The organism is Streptomyces diastatochromogenes (assembly GCF_002242805.1).
GTDB classification, from domain to species: Bacteria; Actinomycetota; Actinomycetes; order Streptomycetales; family Streptomycetaceae; genus Streptomyces; species Streptomyces diastatochromogenes.
Genome location: NZ_MCGQ01000011.1, coordinates 84,269 through 98,944, shown reverse-complemented (window position 1 = coordinate 98,944; position 14,676 = coordinate 84,269). Strand labels below are relative to the sequence as shown.

Annotated in this window: 12 protein-coding genes and 1 riboswitch; of the genes, 11 read left to right on the top strand and 1 reads right to left on the bottom strand. The window is 70.6% G+C overall.

Translation table 11 applies throughout. The features are described from left to right. The first annotated feature begins 11 nt into the window (after nt 1–11). The 10 genes from BEK98_RS12900 (at nt 12) to BEK98_RS12850 (ending at nt 12,431) form a co-directional block, all read left to right on the top strand. The gene (locus BEK98_RS12900; RefSeq protein ID WP_143684110.1) at nt 12–2,294 is read left to right on the top strand and encodes an SEL1-like repeat protein; all 2,283 of its coding nucleotides are present in this window, start codon (nt 12–14) and stop codon (nt 2,292–2,294) included. Continuing rightward, nucleotides 2,291–3,559, top strand: a complete 1,269-nt coding sequence (locus BEK98_RS12895; RefSeq protein ID WP_094216617.1) for a cytochrome P450 family protein — start codon at nt 2,291–2,293, stop codon at nt 3,557–3,559. The genes BEK98_RS12900 and BEK98_RS12895 overlap by 4 nt, the downstream gene beginning before the upstream one ends. Before the next feature lie 170 nt (nt 3,560–3,729). Beyond that, nucleotides 3,730–4,770: a LysM peptidoglycan-binding domain-containing protein gene (locus BEK98_RS12890; RefSeq protein WP_094216616.1), complete on the top strand. Its 1,041-nt coding sequence runs from the start codon at nt 3,730–3,732 to the stop codon at nt 4,768–4,770. Between the two features lie 182 nt (nt 4,771–4,952). Beyond that, a riboswitch (cyclic di-AMP (ydaO/yuaA leader) is annotated at nt 4,953–5,121 on the top strand. Between the two features lie 4 nt (nt 5,122–5,125). Further along, the gene (locus tag BEK98_RS12885; protein ID WP_094216615.1) at nt 5,126–5,815 is read left to right on the top strand and encodes a LysM peptidoglycan-binding domain-containing protein; all 690 of its coding nucleotides are present in this window, start codon (nt 5,126–5,128) and stop codon (nt 5,813–5,815) included. A 359-nt stretch (nt 5,816–6,174) separates the two neighbouring features. Beyond that, entirely contained in the window at nt 6,175–7,461 is a 1,287-nt protein-coding gene (eno, locus tag BEK98_RS12880) for a phosphopyruvate hydratase (protein WP_094216614.1), read from the top strand. 101 nt (nt 7,462–7,562) lie between these two features. After that, nucleotides 7,563–8,039, top strand: coding sequence for an FtsB family cell division protein (locus BEK98_RS12875; protein ID WP_094216613.1), 477 nt, complete (start codon nt 7,563–7,565; stop codon nt 8,037–8,039). A 46-nt stretch (nt 8,040–8,085) separates the two neighbouring features. Further along, complete coding sequence (locus tag BEK98_RS12870) at nt 8,086–8,691, top strand: DUF501 domain-containing protein (protein ID WP_094216612.1); 606 nt, start codon at nt 8,086–8,088, stop codon at nt 8,689–8,691. Beyond that, the gene (locus BEK98_RS12865; protein ID WP_094216611.1) at nt 8,688–9,629 is read left to right on the top strand and encodes a Ppx/GppA phosphatase family protein; all 942 of its coding nucleotides are present in this window, start codon (nt 8,688–8,690) and stop codon (nt 9,627–9,629) included. Before BEK98_RS12870 ends, BEK98_RS12865 begins: the two co-directional genes overlap by 4 nt. 444 nt (nt 9,630–10,073) lie before the next feature. After that, on the top strand, nt 10,074–11,450 hold the full coding sequence (locus tag BEK98_RS12860) for an NAD(P)/FAD-dependent oxidoreductase (RefSeq protein WP_094216610.1): 1,377 nt from the start codon (nt 10,074–10,076) through the stop codon (nt 11,448–11,450). A 321-nt stretch (nt 11,451–11,771) separates the two neighbouring features. Next, nucleotides 11,772–12,431 carry a hypothetical protein gene (locus BEK98_RS12850; protein ID WP_094216608.1) on the top strand — a complete coding sequence of 220 codons (660 nt, stop codon included), beginning with the start codon at nt 11,772–11,774 and terminating at the stop codon, nt 12,429–12,431. A gap of 31 nt (nt 12,432–12,462) precedes the next feature. On the opposite strand, the gene BEK98_RS12845 is transcribed toward BEK98_RS12850, so the two are convergent. After that, complete coding sequence (locus BEK98_RS12845) at nt 12,463–13,083, bottom strand: hypothetical protein (protein WP_094216607.1); 621 nt, start codon at nt 13,081–13,083, stop codon at nt 12,463–12,465. 262 nt (nt 13,084–13,345) lie between these two features. On the opposite strand from BEK98_RS12845, the gene BEK98_RS12840 reads away from it, so the two are divergent. Then, a complete protein-coding gene (locus tag BEK98_RS12840; protein ID WP_094216606.1) occupies nt 13,346–14,635 on the top strand; it encodes an SAM-dependent methyltransferase in 1,290 nt (429 codons plus the stop codon). Nucleotides 14,636–14,676: the final 41 nt, after the last annotated feature.

The following is a 14,676-nucleotide window of genomic DNA, read 5'->3' as shown; positions in this document are numbered from 1 at the left end:
TGGGGGCGTGCGTGAGGCTGGAGTCGGAGCTGGCGAGCGTAGGGGCCGATGTCCTCGTGGCGAGGCGGGGCCCGGTGGAGTGGGCCCGGGTACGGAAGGCGTTCGCGGCCTGGTTCAAGGACAACGGCGCTCCCGGCTACGAGACCGAACTCTGCGTCGTCCCGTGGCCCGCGGCCGGTCTCACGGAACTGGACGAGAAGGTCTGGTTCACTCGCGTGCGCATGACGCTCGACCATGCACCGGACAGAGATGCCGCAGCCGAGCAACTGCGCGCTCTGATAGAGGAGTTCGCTCCGGTCCCGGGCCCGGGGCGGACTTTCGAGTCGGGCCCGGAGCCGGAGCAGAGCCCGCCCGCGGACCACGTGGACTTCCGGCGCGGCACCTTCCACGGGCCGGTCGTCGGCGTCCAGATCCAGAACACCTACGGCGCCCACCCGGCCCTCGCCCACACCGGTCCGGCCGACTGGCCGACGGCCGGTGAACTGGAGCCGCTCACACACGGGGTGCGGCCGGCCCGGCGTACGAAGGGGTTGCCCGAGCTGCCGCCCTACGTCGAGCGGGACGTGGACGGTGCCGTCGGCTCGGCGGTGGCGGAGGGCGGGCTGGTGGTCGTCCTCGGGGAGCCGTTCGCCGGGAAGTCGCGTACGGCGCTGGCGGCCCTGGCCACCGTGCTCCCGACGGCCCGGGTGTACGCACCGGCCCGGCACGTGGACCTGCGGGGCCTGCCCGACCTGCTGCGCGGCCGGCCGGACCGCTGCGTCCTGTGGCTGGACGACCTCGACGGCCACCTCGGCGACGGCGGCCTGGAGCCACGGCTGCTGGCACGGCTGACCGGGCGGGGCGTGGTCGTGCTCGCCACGCTGCGGGAGGACGCCTACGACGAGCACCGGCAGACGTCGCGGGGCCGCGTGCTGGACCTGGCGCAGTTCGTGGAGCTGCCCCGGGAGTGGAGCCAGGCGGAGCGGGGGAGGGCGGCGGGGGCGGGGGACCCGAGGCTCGCACAGGCCGCGCGGCACAGCGGCGTGGAGGGCGTGGCGGCCTACCTCGCGGTCGCCCCGTTGCTCTGGGAGGAGTGGCGGCGCGCCGGGCGCCCCGACCGGCACCCGCGCGGGCACGCGCTGGTGCGGGTGGCGGTCGATCTGGCGCGGTGCGGGCTCAGAGGGCCGCTGCCGCAGGAGCAGCTCGTGGAGCTGCACAAGAGCTATGAGGCTCCCGCCGGGTTGGAGAGGGAGACGGTCGAGGAGGCGTTGGACTGGGCGGCGGGAGAGCGGTTCGGCGTGCTGCCGTTGCTGCGGCGCGGTGGGCCGCGGGGGTGGGAGGCCGTGCCCTGTCTCGTGGACGCGGCACACGGCGACGACGGCCTTCCTCCGCTGGACGGCGCGCTCTGGCAGCGGGCGCTGGAGATCGCGCGGACCGATGAGGCGTACGACTTCGCGACGGTGGCCGCGCTGGCGCGGACCGCGTTCCGGAGCGCGGCCAAGGCCGGGGACGCTACGGCGATGTACCGGCTGGGGCTGCTCGAGGAGGGCCGTGGGCTCCAGGAGGAGGCCGAGGACTTGTTCCGGCGGGCGGCCGAGGCCGGGGTGGCCCAGGCGGCGGGACGCGTCGGGCGATTGCTGGCGGAGCGCGGGGAGGGGAAGGAGGCGGAGCCGTTTCTGGAGAGGGCCGCGGAGGCCGGGGACGGCGGGGCGGCGACGCTGCTCGGAAGGCTGCTGCGCGATCGTGCGCAGAAGTGGCTGGAAGCGGGTGCGGGCCAGGGGGACTCGGAAGCCCAGCACCTGCTCGCCGACCTGTTGTTCACGAGGACCGAGTCCGAGTGGCTGTGGGACCTCTACCACAGGGCGTCCGCTGCAGGGCGGACCGAGGTGGCCAGGAGCCTGGGCATGTGGCACCTGGTGTGGAATTCGCGGCTCTCCGGCGAGACCTGGCTCCGCCGAGCGGCGGACGCCGGTGACGAGGAGGCTGCCGACATGTTCCGATACGGCGGCCGCCCGGAGTCGCTGGAGGACAGCCTGAGCTACTTCATGCCCAGCGACACCTATCCCTTGGACCACGCCCATTACGGCGCGTTGCTGGAGGGGGCCGGCCGCACGGACGATGCGCGTGATCACTACCGCGACGGATACGAGATGGGCGACTCCTACGCCGCCTACCGCCTGGCCACCCTCCTCGAAAAACAAGGCAAACCCGACGAAGCGAAAACCTGGTACCGCAAAGCCGCCGACATGGGCCACCCCGCCGCCCTGAAGGCGCTGGGCGAGCCCCCCGAGAAGCCCGATACCGTCAAGGAGTGACCAACGACCCCCACCCCCCGACGGCCCCCGACCTCTTCACCTGGGAGTTCGCCACCAACCCCTACCCGGCCTACGCCTGGCTCCGCGAGCACGCCCCCGTGCATCGGACCCGGCTGCCCAGCGGGGTCGAGGCGTGGCTGGTCACGCGGTATGCCGATGCCAAACAGGCCCTCGCCGACCAGCGCCTCTCCAAGAACCCGGAGCATCACGACGAGCCCGCGCACGCCAAGGGCAAGACCGGCATTCCGGGCGAGCGCAAGGCCGAGCTGATGACGCACCTGCTGAACATCGACCCGCCGGACCACACCCGTCTGCGCCGACTGGTCAGCAAGGCGTTCACGCCCCGCCGGGTCGCCGAGTTCGCGCCCCGGGTGCAGGAGCTGACCGACCACCTCATCGACCGGTTCGCGAAGCAGGGCTCGGCCGACCTCATCCACGAGTTCGCCTTCCCGCTCCCCATCTACGCCATCTGCGACCTGCTCGGCGTCCCGCGCGAGGACCAGGACGACTTCCGGGACTGGGCGGGGATGATGATCCGGCACGGGGGTGGGCCGCGGGGAGGGGTCGCCCGGTCGGTGAAGAAGATGCGCGGGTATCTCGCGGAGCTGATCCACCGCAAGCGGGAGGCGCTGCCCGCCGAGCCCGCCCCCGGCGAGGATCTGATCTCCGGCCTCATCCGCGCCTCCGACCATGGTGAGCACCTCACCGAGAACGAGGCCGCCGCGATGGCCTTCATCCTGTTGTTCGCCGGGTTCGAGACCACCGTGAACCTGATCGGCAACGGCACCTACGCCCTGCTCACCCACCCTGAGCAGCGCCACCGCCTGCAGCGGTCCCTGGCCGCCGGGGAAAGGGACCTGCTGGAGACCGGAGTCGAGGAACTCCTGCGCTACGACGGCCCGGTGGAGCTGGCCACCTGGCGGTTCGCCACCCGGCCGCTCACCATCGGCGGGCAGGACATCGCCGCCGGGGACCCGGTGCTGGTCGTACTCGCCGCCGCCGACCGGGATCCGGAACGGTTCGCCGACCCGGACGTCCTGGACCTGTCCCGCAGGGACAACCAGCACCTCGGCTACGGCCACGGCATCCACTACTGCCTCGGCGCCCCGCTCGCCCGGCTGGAGGGCCAGACCGCCCTCGCCACCCTCCTCACCCGCCTCCCCGACCTGCGGCTCGCGGCGGATCCGGCCGAGCTGCGCTGGCGCGGCGGGCTCATCATGCGCGGCCTGCGCACCCTCCCCGTGGAGTTCACGCCCATCCCGTGAGCACAGCCCGTACAACGGAACATGACAGACGTTCAACTCTGTGATCTTCACGTGATCTGCGCGGCATTAACTTGTGACAAGTGATCGTCTGCCTATACGTTCACCCATCAGCGTGGCCCCCCGAGTTCCACCGGCCACGCCGGTCCCGCTGTCGCACGAAAGGCTTCCGCATGCTCACCGGGAACGGTCGTCACCGTCGCCCCCGTCAGGCTCCGGCCCTCCTCGTCGCGGCCGGCGTGACCGGCTCCGCCATCGCCATCCCGCTGCTCGGCGCGGCGAGCGCCAACGCGGCCGACGGCACCACGTGGGACAAGGTGGCCGAGTGCGAGAGCGGTGGCTCCTGGAGCGCCGACACCGGTAACGGCTACTACGGCGGCCTGCAGATATCCCAGGGCGACTGGGCCAAGTACGGCGGCACGAAGTACGCCTCCAGCGCCGACGAGGCCAGCCGTTCGCAGCAGATCGCCGTCGCCGAGAAGATCCTCGCCGACCAGGGCACCACCCCCTGGGCCACCTGCGCCCTGCTCGCCGGCATGACCTCGGACTCCGGCTCCGTGGACGTCGACACGGGTGTCTCGGGCTCCGGTTCGTCCGACTCCGGCTCGGGCTCGGCGCACTCCGGCGACTCCTCCGCGTCCACGGACCCGTCCAACTCCACCGATACATCCGACACGTCCGACTCGTCCGGCCTGCCGGATTCGTCTTCCTCGTCCGACTCCTCCTCGGATGCGACGGTCAAGCCGTCCCCGAGCGCGAGCAAGGACGCCGACGCCAAGGGTGACAAGAAGAGTACGGACACCCCCAAGTCCGACAAATCCGCATCGCCCGGCACCGGAAGTGCGCAGGGGAGCGAGTCCGCCACCACGGATCCCGCGACGGATGAGTCGGACAATTCGTGGCAGACCGACAGCTCTTCGAGCCTGGTCGACACCGGCGCCCTCAGTGGTGGCGGGCGTCACCGCGGTGGCAGCGCGGACGAAAGCGTGACAAACGGTCAGAACGCCACCGTGTCCGGCCGTCACGCCAGCCGTGACGCGAGCACCTACACCGTGCGCCAGGGCGACACTCTCGCCTCCATCGCCGACTCCCTTGACGTCGACGGCGGATGGCATGCGCTCTACGCCGAGAACAAGAAGGCCATCGGCGCCGACCCGAACCACATCAGTGCCGGTCAGACCCTGGAAGTCGGTGCCGAAACGGGCGATAAGTAGCGGGAGTTGACGCCCCACTTCACGCTTAATGTCCGTTTTGGTGAAAGTGTGGGATGAGTCTCAGAAGCCCTGATCGTCTTTGAAATTCCGCCGATCGCCTGTCTACGGTCAAGGCCGCTCGTCACCACGAGCCCCGGCTTCCGCAACGCCGAGTCCTGCCAGCGGTTGCCCGGGAACAGTCGTCGCGTCAAGCGCCGTAGGCAGGAGCGGGGGACCCAAGGTAAGCGCCGGGACCGGCAGTTGATGCCGGCACCGGCTTGGGGTGAAGCCGCGTCCCGAAAGGGTCGCGGCCGGGCAACTCAACCGGCCCGAACCCGACAGCTCACCTCGCAGGCGTCGGTGAGGGGATCGATCCATGCTGTTCTCCGGCAAGGGCAAGCACCGTCGTCCGTCCAAGGCCACCCGTGTCATCGCGCTCGCCGGTGTCACCGGCGCCGTCGTCGCCGCCCCGCTGATGGCGGCCGGCAACGCCTCCGCCGCCACCGCCTCCGAGTGGGACGCGGTCGCCCAGTGCGAGTCCGGCGGCAACTGGTCCATCAACACCGGGAACGGTTACTACGGCGGTCTGCAGTTCTCCGCCTCCACCTGGGCCGCCTACGGCGGCACGGCCTACGCCGCCCGCGCCGACCTGGCCGGCAAGCAGCAGCAGATCACCGTCGCCGAGAAGGTCCTCGCCTCCCAGGGCAAGGGCGCCTGGCCGGTCTGTGGCACGGGCCTGTCGAGCGCTCCGTACAGCGGCACCGCTGCGGCCCCGTCGACCACCAGCTCCTCGAAGAGCACCACGACCGCCACCCGCTCCACCGACGAGCAGGCCGCCTCCCGCTCCGCCGAGCGCCCGGCCGCGAGCCAGACCGTCACCACCCCGACCGGCAAGAAGGTCAAGAAGGGCGACGGCGAGTACAAGGTCGTCAAGGGCGACACCCTCAGCACGATCGCCGAGCAGCACAAGGTCAAGGGCGGCTGGCAGAAGCTGTTCCAGCTGAACAAGGGCATCGTCGAGGACGCGAACCTCATCTACCCGGGCCAGCAGCTGCACCTGAAGTGACACCTGGCCCCCACCAGAACCACAGCGCCCTCACAAGGCCGGCCCCCACACTGAAGGCCTCGTGAGGGACTTTCCCCCCGTCCCCACGGGCTCCCCGCCCCGGCGCGTGTTCCCCCGTACGCGCCGGGGCGGGGTTGTTTGTACCCACACCCCGCCCTGCGCCCCGCCCCGTTGTTCCCTCCGTTTCCCCACTCTTCAGCCGGGCCTCACCCATGAGCCCCTTTGTTCCGAGCGTGAACAATAGGTACCGTCTCCCTGTCCACGGGACGGTCGGTCGGTGGCCGACGCCCCTGGGACGGTTAGGCTCTAGTCGCAAGGCACACCAGCCGCGCACAACCAGCGTCACATCCACGAAGGAGATGCTCGTGCCGTCCATCGACGTCGTCGTAGCCCGGGAAATCCTGGACTCCCGAGGCAACCCCACGGTCGAGGTCGAGGTCGGCCTCGACGACGGCAGCACGGGTCGTGCCGCCGTCCCGTCCGGCGCCTCCACCGGTGCCTTCGAGGCCATCGAGCTGCGCGACGGTGACCCGAACCGCTACCAGGGCAAGGGCGTCGAGAAGGCCGTCCTCGCCGTCATCGAGCAGATCGGCCCGGAGCTGGTCGGCTACGACGCCACCGAGCAGCGCCTGATCGACCAGGCCATGTTCGACCTGGACGCCACCGACAACAAGGGCTCCCTCGGCGCCAACGCCATCCTCGGCGTCTCCCTCGCCGTCGCCCACGCCGCCTCCGAGGCCAGCGACCTCCCCCTCTTCCGCTACCTGGGCGGCCCGAACGCGCACCTGCTGCCGGTGCCGATGATGAACATCCTGAACGGCGGCTCGCACGCCGACTCCAACGTGGACATCCAGGAGTTCATGATCGCCCCGATCGGCGCGGAGTCCTTCTCCGAGGCCCTGCGCTGGGGCACCGAGGTCTACCACACCCTCAAGAAGGTGCTGAAGGGCCGCGGCCTGTCCACCGGCCTCGGCGACGAGGGCGGCTTCGCCCCGAACCTCGGCTCCAACCGCGAGGCCCTCGACCTCATCCTCGAGGCCATCAAGGAAGCCGGTTACGCCCCCGGTTCGCAGATCGCCCTCGCGCTCGACGTCGCCGCCTCCGAGTTCTACAAGGACGGCAAGTACCTCTTCGAGGGCAAGGAGCGCTCCGCCGCCGAGATGACGGAGTACTACGAGGAGCTCGTCGCGGCCTACCCGCTCGTCTCCATCGAGGACCCGCTGTTCGAGGACGACTGGGCCGGCTGGAAGGTCATCACCGACAAGCTCGGCGACAAGGTCCAGCTGGTCGGCGACGACCTGTTCGTCACCAACCCGGAGCGCCTGGCCCGCGGCATCGAGGAGGGCACCGCCAACGCCCTGCTGGTCAAGGTCAACCAGATCGGTTCGCTGACCGAGACCCTCGACGCCGTCGAGCTGGCCCAGCGCAGCGGCTTCAAGTGCATGATGTCCCACCGCTCCGGCGAGACCGAGGACGTCACCATCGCCGACCTGGCCGTCGCCACCAACTGCGGCCAGATCAAGACCGGCGCCCCGGCCCGCTCCGAGCGCGTCGCCAAGTACAACCAGCTGCTGCGCATCGAGGAGATCCTCGACGACGCCGCGGTGTACGCCGGCCGCAGCGCGTTCCCGCGCTTCAAGGGCTGACCCCGGCAGGGCTAAGCCTTAGCCAGTCGTACGTACGTCCCCGTACTCGGTCCCGTACCGTGTGCGGGGACGTACGCGCGTGTGAACGGGAGGCGGGGAACATGGCCGTGAAGGACCGGGACCGGTTCTCCACCGCGACCAGGCTCAAGCTGCTCGGCGAGCAGACGGCGGCCCGTGTCTACCGCTCCCAGACCAAGCGGCAGGCCCGCCGCTCCCGCCTCACCGGCCGCGCCGCGCTGCTCGCGCTCGTGCTGTGCTCGCTGATCGTCGCGCTCGCCTATCCGATGCGGCAGTACGTCTCCCAGCGCGCCGAGATCGCCGACCAGCAGCGGCAGCAGGAGCAGGCCCGCAAGCGCGTCGAACAGCTGCGTGACCTCAAGGCACGCTGGCAGGACGACGCCTATGCCGAGCAGCAGATCCGGCGCAGGCTGCACTATGTGATGCCCGGGGAGACCGGGTACGTCGTGATCGACCCGGGCGCGGCCAAGCAGTCCCGCGCCGAGCTCGGGGCCGCCCACCGGCCCTGGTACGCGAACGTCTGGGACGGGGTCGACAAGTCCGACGCCTCCGACCAGTAACCGGCCCCCGGCCGGTAACCGACAGAAAGCCACCCTGAAAGCAGTCATGGAAACGCCTCCGCCGCCCACTCCGCGCACCGAGCCCACCGACGCGGACGTAGAGGCCTTCAAGCAGCAGCTCGGGCGCCCGCCGCGGGGCCTCAGGGCCATCGCGCACCGCTGCCCCTGCGGTCAGCCGGACGTCGTGGAGACGGCACCCCGCCTGCCCGACGGCACGCCCTTCCCGACGACGTACTACCTGACGTGCCCGCGCGCCGCCTCGGCGATCGGCACGCTGGAGGCGAACGGCGTCATGAAGGAGATGACGGAGCGGCTGCAGAGCGACCCGGAGCTGGCCGCCGCCTACCGGGCCGCGCACGAGGACTACATCCGGCGCCGGGACGAGATCGAGGTCCTGGCGGGCTTCCCGAGCGCGGGCGGCATGCCGGACCGGGTGAAGTGCCTGCACGTCCTCGTCGCCCACTCGCTGGCCGCCGGCCCGGGTGTGAACCCGCTCGGCGACGAGGCGATCGCCATGCTGCCGGAGTGGTGGAGCAAGGGGCCGTGCGTGACGCCGCCCGGGCCGCCGTCCGGTGCGGGGTGGCAGGTGGAGACGACGGAGGACGGGTCGGGGTGGTTCGCCGCCAAGCCCGTCGAGGAGGACGACCAGTGACCCGTGTGGCCGCCATCGACTGCGGTACGAACTCCATCCGTCTGCTGGTCGCGGACGCGAACCCCGAGACGGGTGAACTCGTCGACCTGGACCGCCGGATGACCATCGTGCGGCTCGGCCAGGGCGTCGACCGCACCGGCCGGCTCGCCCCCGAGGCCCTGGAGCGGACCTTCGCCGCCTGCCGCGAGTACGCCGGGCTCATCAAGGAGTACGGCGCCGAGAAGCTCCGCTTCGTCGCCACCTCCGCCTCCCGGGACGCGGAGAACCGGGACGACTTCGTGCGGGGCGTCCTCGACATCCTCGGCGTCGAGCCCGAGGTCATCACCGGCGACCAGGAGGCCGAGTTCTCCTTCACCGGGGCCACGAAGGAACTCAAGGGCCGCGACGACCTCACCAAGCCCTACCTGGTGGTGGACATCGGCGGCGGCTCCACCGAGTTCGTCGTCGGCGACGACCAGGTGCGGGCCGCGCGGTCCGTGGACGTCGGCTGCGTACGGATGACGGAGCGGCACCTGGTGCACGACGGCAAGGTGAGCGACCCGCCCACCGAGGAGCAGATCGCCGTCATGCGGGCCGACATCGAGGCCGCCCTGGACCTCGCCGAGGAGACGGTCCCGCTGCGCGAGGCGCACACCCTGGTCGGTCTGGCCGGCTCGGTCACCACCGTGTCCGCGATCGCCCAGGACCTGCCCGCGTACGACTCCGCACGCATCCACCACTCCCGCATCTCCCACGACCGCGTCCGCGAGATCACCGAGTGGCTGCTGCGCTCCACGCACGCCGAGCGCGCGGCGATCCCGTCCATGCACCCGGGCCGGGTCGACGTCATCGGCGCGGGCGCCCTGGTGCTGCTCGCGATCATGGAGCGGATCGGGGCCGAGGAGGTCGTCGTCAGCGAGCACGACATCCTCGACGGCATCGCGTGGTCGGTGGCGTAACTCTCTTTTGTTACCGGCCGGTAGTCATCGGCTGAGCAGGTCGGATAACGTCTGAGCGGGACTGAGGGGCCCTCAAGGGCCCCTCGGTGACGATCGATCGGAAAACTTCGTGAAGTTCTTCACAAGGAATTCCGCCTTGCGGAACCCGGAAAAGGGGCCGGTTGGCCCTTCCGGGGGTGCCTGAGCCGTTTGAACATGTTCAGATGGTGGGCGTAGGAGGGGCCCGGAAGGGGGTGCTGCGGGGGTGTTGCGAGGTGCTCACCACCACCCCGGCCGCCCAGAGAGGCAGCTCACGCGGCCTTGACAACGGGTCAGACCACCCAGGGGTTCCCGCTCGGCGCCATGACCTGCGTCACGCGGGTCGCGGAGTTTAGCACAGGGCCTGTCAGACCTTGTGAAGGGGCGCACGAGCACCCCTCCTGGGGCGGGTGGATACTCGATGCCATGAGCACCACGGAGCGTCCCAGGATCCTCGTAGTAGGCGGTGGGTACGTAGGCCTGTACGCAGCTCGGCGCATTCTCAAGAAGATGCGCTACGGAGAGGCGACCGTCACGGTCGTCGACCCCCGGTCGTACATGACCTACCAGCCCTTCCTCCCCGAAGCCGCCGCCGGCAGCATCTCCCCTCGGCACGTCGTCGTCCCGCTGCGACGCGTGCTGCCGAAGGCGGAGGTCCTCACCGGCCGGGTCACCACCATCGACCAGGACCGCAAGGTCGCCACGATCGCCCCGCTGGTGGGCGAGGCGTACGAGCTGCCCTTCGACTACCTGGTCATCGCGATGGGCGCGGTCTCCCGCACCTTCCCGATCCCCGGCCTCGCCGAGCAGGGCATAGGCATGAAGGGCATCGAGGAGTCCATCGGCCTGCGCAACCACGTCCTCGAGCAGCTGGACAAGGCCGACTCCACGACCGACGAGGAGATCCGCCGCAAGGCGCTCACCTTCGTCTTCATCGGCGGTGGCTTCGCGGGTGCGGAGACCATCGGCGAGGTCGAGGACATGGCCCGGGACGCGGCCAAGTACTACAAGAACGTGTCCCGTGAGGACATGCGCTTCGTCCTCGTCGACGCCGCGGACAAGATCCTTCCCGAGGTCGGCCCCAAGCTCGGCCAGTACGGCAAGGAGCACCTGGAGAGCCGGGGCGTGGAGATCTACCTCTCCACCTCCATGGACTCCTGCGTCGACGGTCACGTGGTGCTGAAGAACGGCCTCGAGGTCGACTCCAACACGATCGTCTGGACGGCCGGCGTCAAGCCGAACCCGGCCCTCGCCCGCTTCGGCCTGCCCCTCGGCCCCCGCGGCCACGTCGACTGCGAGCCGACCCTCCAGGTCAAGGGCACGGACTACATCTGGGCCGCCGGTGACAACGCGCAGGTCCCGGACCTCGTCGGCCGCAAGGCGGGCAACGAGAACGCCTGGTGCCCGCCGAACGCCCAGCACGCGCTGCGTCAGGCGCGCGCCCTCGGCGACAACGTGATCTCCGGTATGCGGGGCTTCCCGCAGAAGGAGTACGAGCACGCCAACAAGGGTGCGGTGGCCGGTCTCGGCCTGCACAAGGGCGTGGCGATGATCGTCATGGGCAAGGTGAAGATCAAGCTCAAGGGCCGCCTCGCCTGGTACATGCACCGTGGCTACCACGGTCTGGCGATGCCGACCTGGAACCGCAAGATCCGCGTCTTCGCCGACTGGACCCTCGCCGTGTTCCTCAAGCGTGAGGTCGTCTCCCTCGGCGCCATGGAGAACCCCCGCGAGGAGTTCTACGAGGCCGCCAAGCCGGCGCCGGTCGCCGCCAAGACCGAGGAGAAGGCCAAGGCCTCCTGACCTCAGGTCACCTTGCTCAGCCCGAAGGGGCCGCCCGCCATCCGTGGTGCGGGCGGCCCCTTCGCCGTGTGCGCGGACCGTCCGGGGTGGCCGGTTCCGCCGTCAGACAGGTGATCTCTGCGGGCGGCGCCACGGCACCCCGAGCGCGGGTGGTACACGAGCCAGGTGAGCACGCAACCGCCGCCCGGCCCCCCAGCCGGCCCGCCGCCCGGCCCTCCAGCCGGTCCGCCGCCCGGCCCTCCAGGCGGCCCGCCGCCCGGCCCTCTCCACGGGATACAGGCCGCCCGGCCTCCTCGGCGCCCCTGGTGGCGCAGGCCCCCCGTGCTCATCGGCGCTGCCGCCGCCGTGGTCGCGGTCGCGGTCGCGGTGGGGCTCGCGATCGTTCTCGGTGGCCGCGACCAGGGACACGAACGCGTCCGGACCGTCGCACAGGCCCGGGACCTCGCCAAACGCGTTGCCCTGGCCCCCGCGGACTGGGGTTCCGGCTATGTGCGGAGCGATCCCTACGAGACGGACCAGGTCGTGCAGTCCGTCGCCGACGCCAGTTGCACCCTCTCGGTGCAGCCACCGGCGAACGAGCTGGCCGCTCTGGAGCGCAATGCCCAGAAATCGGATCGCACGGTGGCCGACACGGCGACGGTCGTCGTGCACCGGGACACCGCCTCCGCCGCGGCGGACATCGCCCGGTTCCGCGCGGACACACGGCGCTGCCGGACGGAGTACGACTCCGCGACCAAGCAGAAGTGGGAGGACGTCCACGCGGTCGACGTTCCGGCGGTGAAGGGCTACGACGAGCTGTCGGGCGAGGAGGGCCACCAGGTCGCCGACGAGGCGGGCCAGAAGGTGGACATCTACTACACGCAGCTCACCGGCCGCAAAGGCCAGGTCGTGGTGCAGGCGACCGTGGCCCGCTCAGGCGGCCGGGGGCAGAACCGGGAGGAAGCGGCGAACGCCCTCTCGCTCATGCTGGGCCGTCTGTAGCGGGCTGCAGGGTCCGTGGGGTCCCGTCGGGTCAGTAGGACTGGGTGGTGCCGTCGCTCGGCAGCTGGACGCCGTTGAGGAGCTGCAGGTAGTCCGCGTCCACGTCCTGCTGACTGCCCTTCTTGCCGAGGGCCACCACCTGGACCATGTGGTCGCCGAGGTCGACGAAACGGACGTGGCCGACCGTGCCGTCACCGGCGGAGAGAGCCGAGTCGACGGCGGGCTGGCCGTCGGCCGTTGTGCCCTCCTGAAGATCCTTACTGGTGAGTGTGGAGTCGCCTGACCGGGAGTCCTCGTTGTAGCCGTCCAGCCAGGACTGAAGACAGCCCTTGAGGTCCTTCTGGCCGGTATTCGGCGTGTCGTAGACCACGAAGCCGAGGGTTCCGTAGTCGGTCGGCACCAGATAGACCCGGGCCTCGACGCCGTTCTCGGAGTACTTCTGCATCTGGGGGTGTCCGGGAAGCTCGGCCGTGATGCCGCTCAGGTCGTCGGTGGTCGCCGTCCAGTGCGTGGCGGCGTCGGTCGTGGCCACGGGGGCCGTCTGCGGTGCCGGGGCGGCGAACGCGGTGACCGGGAACAGCACCCCACCGGTGATCACGGTGGTCGAAGCGGCGAGCAGGGACAGGCGCTGGATCTTGGAAAGACGGGTCATGGCAGTTCACATCCAAAACATGGTGGGGGGAATCGAACGGAACGTTCTGCCTCCATTAGGACTTCTCGGGTCGAACAGGGCATGACCCTGGATCTCGGGACTTGACCGAACGGGGACCCCGGCGGTAACGCGGGAGTGTGACGGTTCGGCCAACCTGTCGGCAGGAGCGTGTGGAGGGGAATGACGTCGGCGTGCCGGGTCGTTTCCCTGCAGCCGGATGGAGACGATCCAGCGGGCCGATTCCTTTCACCGGAGGTGCGCCATGGCCGAAGCCGCGTCGCGGCTGAGGAGTCTTGCCGAGCAGCTGCTGGGAGTACCGCTCCCGGTGCGGCTACGGACCTGGGACGGATCGGAGGCGGGGCCGCCGGACGCGCCGACGCTCGTCGTACGCAACCGCCGCGCCCTGCGCCGCATGCTGTTCAAACCGGGCGAACTGGGCCTCGCCCGCGCCTGGGTCGCCGGAGACCTGGACATCGAGGGCGACCTGTACACCGCCCTCGACGCCATGGCCGGACTGGTGTGGGAGCGCGGGGAGAACTCCCGCACCCTCGCCCAGGCGCTGCGCGACCCCGAGGTACGGGCGGCCGGGCGCGAGTTGCTGAAGCTCGTCGGACCGCCGATCCCGCCCGCCCCGCCGCGCGAGGAGGTCCGCAGGCGCCGTCATCTGCACACCCGGCGCAGCGACAAACAGGCCATCAGCCACCACTACGACGTCGGCAACGACTTCTACGAGATCGTCCTCGGGCCGTCGATGGTCTACTCGTGCGCCTACTGGGAGGACGGGGGTTCCCTGGAGTCCGCCCAGCGCGACAAGCTCGAACTCGTCTGCGCCAAGCTCGGCCTGAAGGAGGGTCAGCGGCTGCTGGACGTGGGCTGCGGCTGGGGCTCGATGGCCATCCACGCGGCCCGGGAGCACGGCGTGAGCGTCGTCGGGGTCACGCTGTCGCAGGAGCAGGCCGTGTACGCCCGTAAACGCGTCGCCGACGAGGGGCTGGCCGACCGGGTGGAGATCAGGGTCCAGGACTACCGGGACGTCGTGGACGGCCCCTACGACGCCATCTCCTCCATCGGCATGGCCGAGCACGTCGGCGCCGAACGGTACCTGGAGTACGCGAGCAACCTGTACGCCCTGCTGAAGCCCGGCGGACGGCTGCTCAACCACCAGATCGCCCGCCGCCCGCAGCGCGACGAAACGGCGTACGAGACCGACCGGTTCATCGACGCCTACGTCTTCCCGGACGGCGAACTCGCCCCGATCGGCACCACCGTCACCCAGCTGGAGCGGGCCGGCTTCGAGGTGCGGGACGTGGAGTCGATCCGCGAGCACTACGCCCGCACGCTGCGCGAGTGGGTCGCCGGCCTGGAGGCCGACTGGGATCGCGCGGTCCGCCTCACCAGCCCCGGCCGCGCCCGCGTCTGGCGCCTGTACATGGCCGCCTGCGCGCTCGCCTTCGAACGCAACCGCATCGGCGTCAACCAGGTCCTGGCGGTCCGCACTCCGGAGTCCGGCAGGTCCGGCCTGCCGCTGCGCACCCGCACCTGGAACTCCTGACACGACATGACACGGCAAGGGCCCCGCTCCGTGACGGAGCG

Coding starts and splice junctions, on each gene's coding strand:
- BEK98_RS12845 (WP_094216607.1), bottom strand. CDS start 13,083: ATGACCCGTCTTTCCAAGATCCAGCGCCTGTCCCTGCTCGCCGCTTCG.
- BEK98_RS12875 (WP_094216613.1), top strand. CDS start 7,563: ATGGCCGTGAAGGACCGGGACCGGTTCTCCACCGCGACCAGGCTCAAG.
- BEK98_RS12840 (WP_094216606.1), top strand. CDS start 13,346: ATGGCCGAAGCCGCGTCGCGGCTGAGGAGTCTTGCCGAGCAGCTGCTG.
- BEK98_RS12885 (WP_094216615.1), top strand. CDS start 5,126: ATGCTGTTCTCCGGCAAGGGCAAGCACCGTCGTCCGTCCAAGGCCACC.
- BEK98_RS12890 (WP_094216616.1), top strand. CDS start 3,730: ATGCTCACCGGGAACGGTCGTCACCGTCGCCCCCGTCAGGCTCCGGCC.
- eno (WP_094216614.1), top strand. CDS start 6,175: ATGCTCGTGCCGTCCATCGACGTCGTCGTAGCCCGGGAAATCCTGGAC.
- BEK98_RS12860 (WP_094216610.1), top strand. CDS start 10,074: ATGAGCACCACGGAGCGTCCCAGGATCCTCGTAGTAGGCGGTGGGTAC.
- BEK98_RS12870 (WP_094216612.1), top strand. CDS start 8,086: ATGGAAACGCCTCCGCCGCCCACTCCGCGCACCGAGCCCACCGACGCG.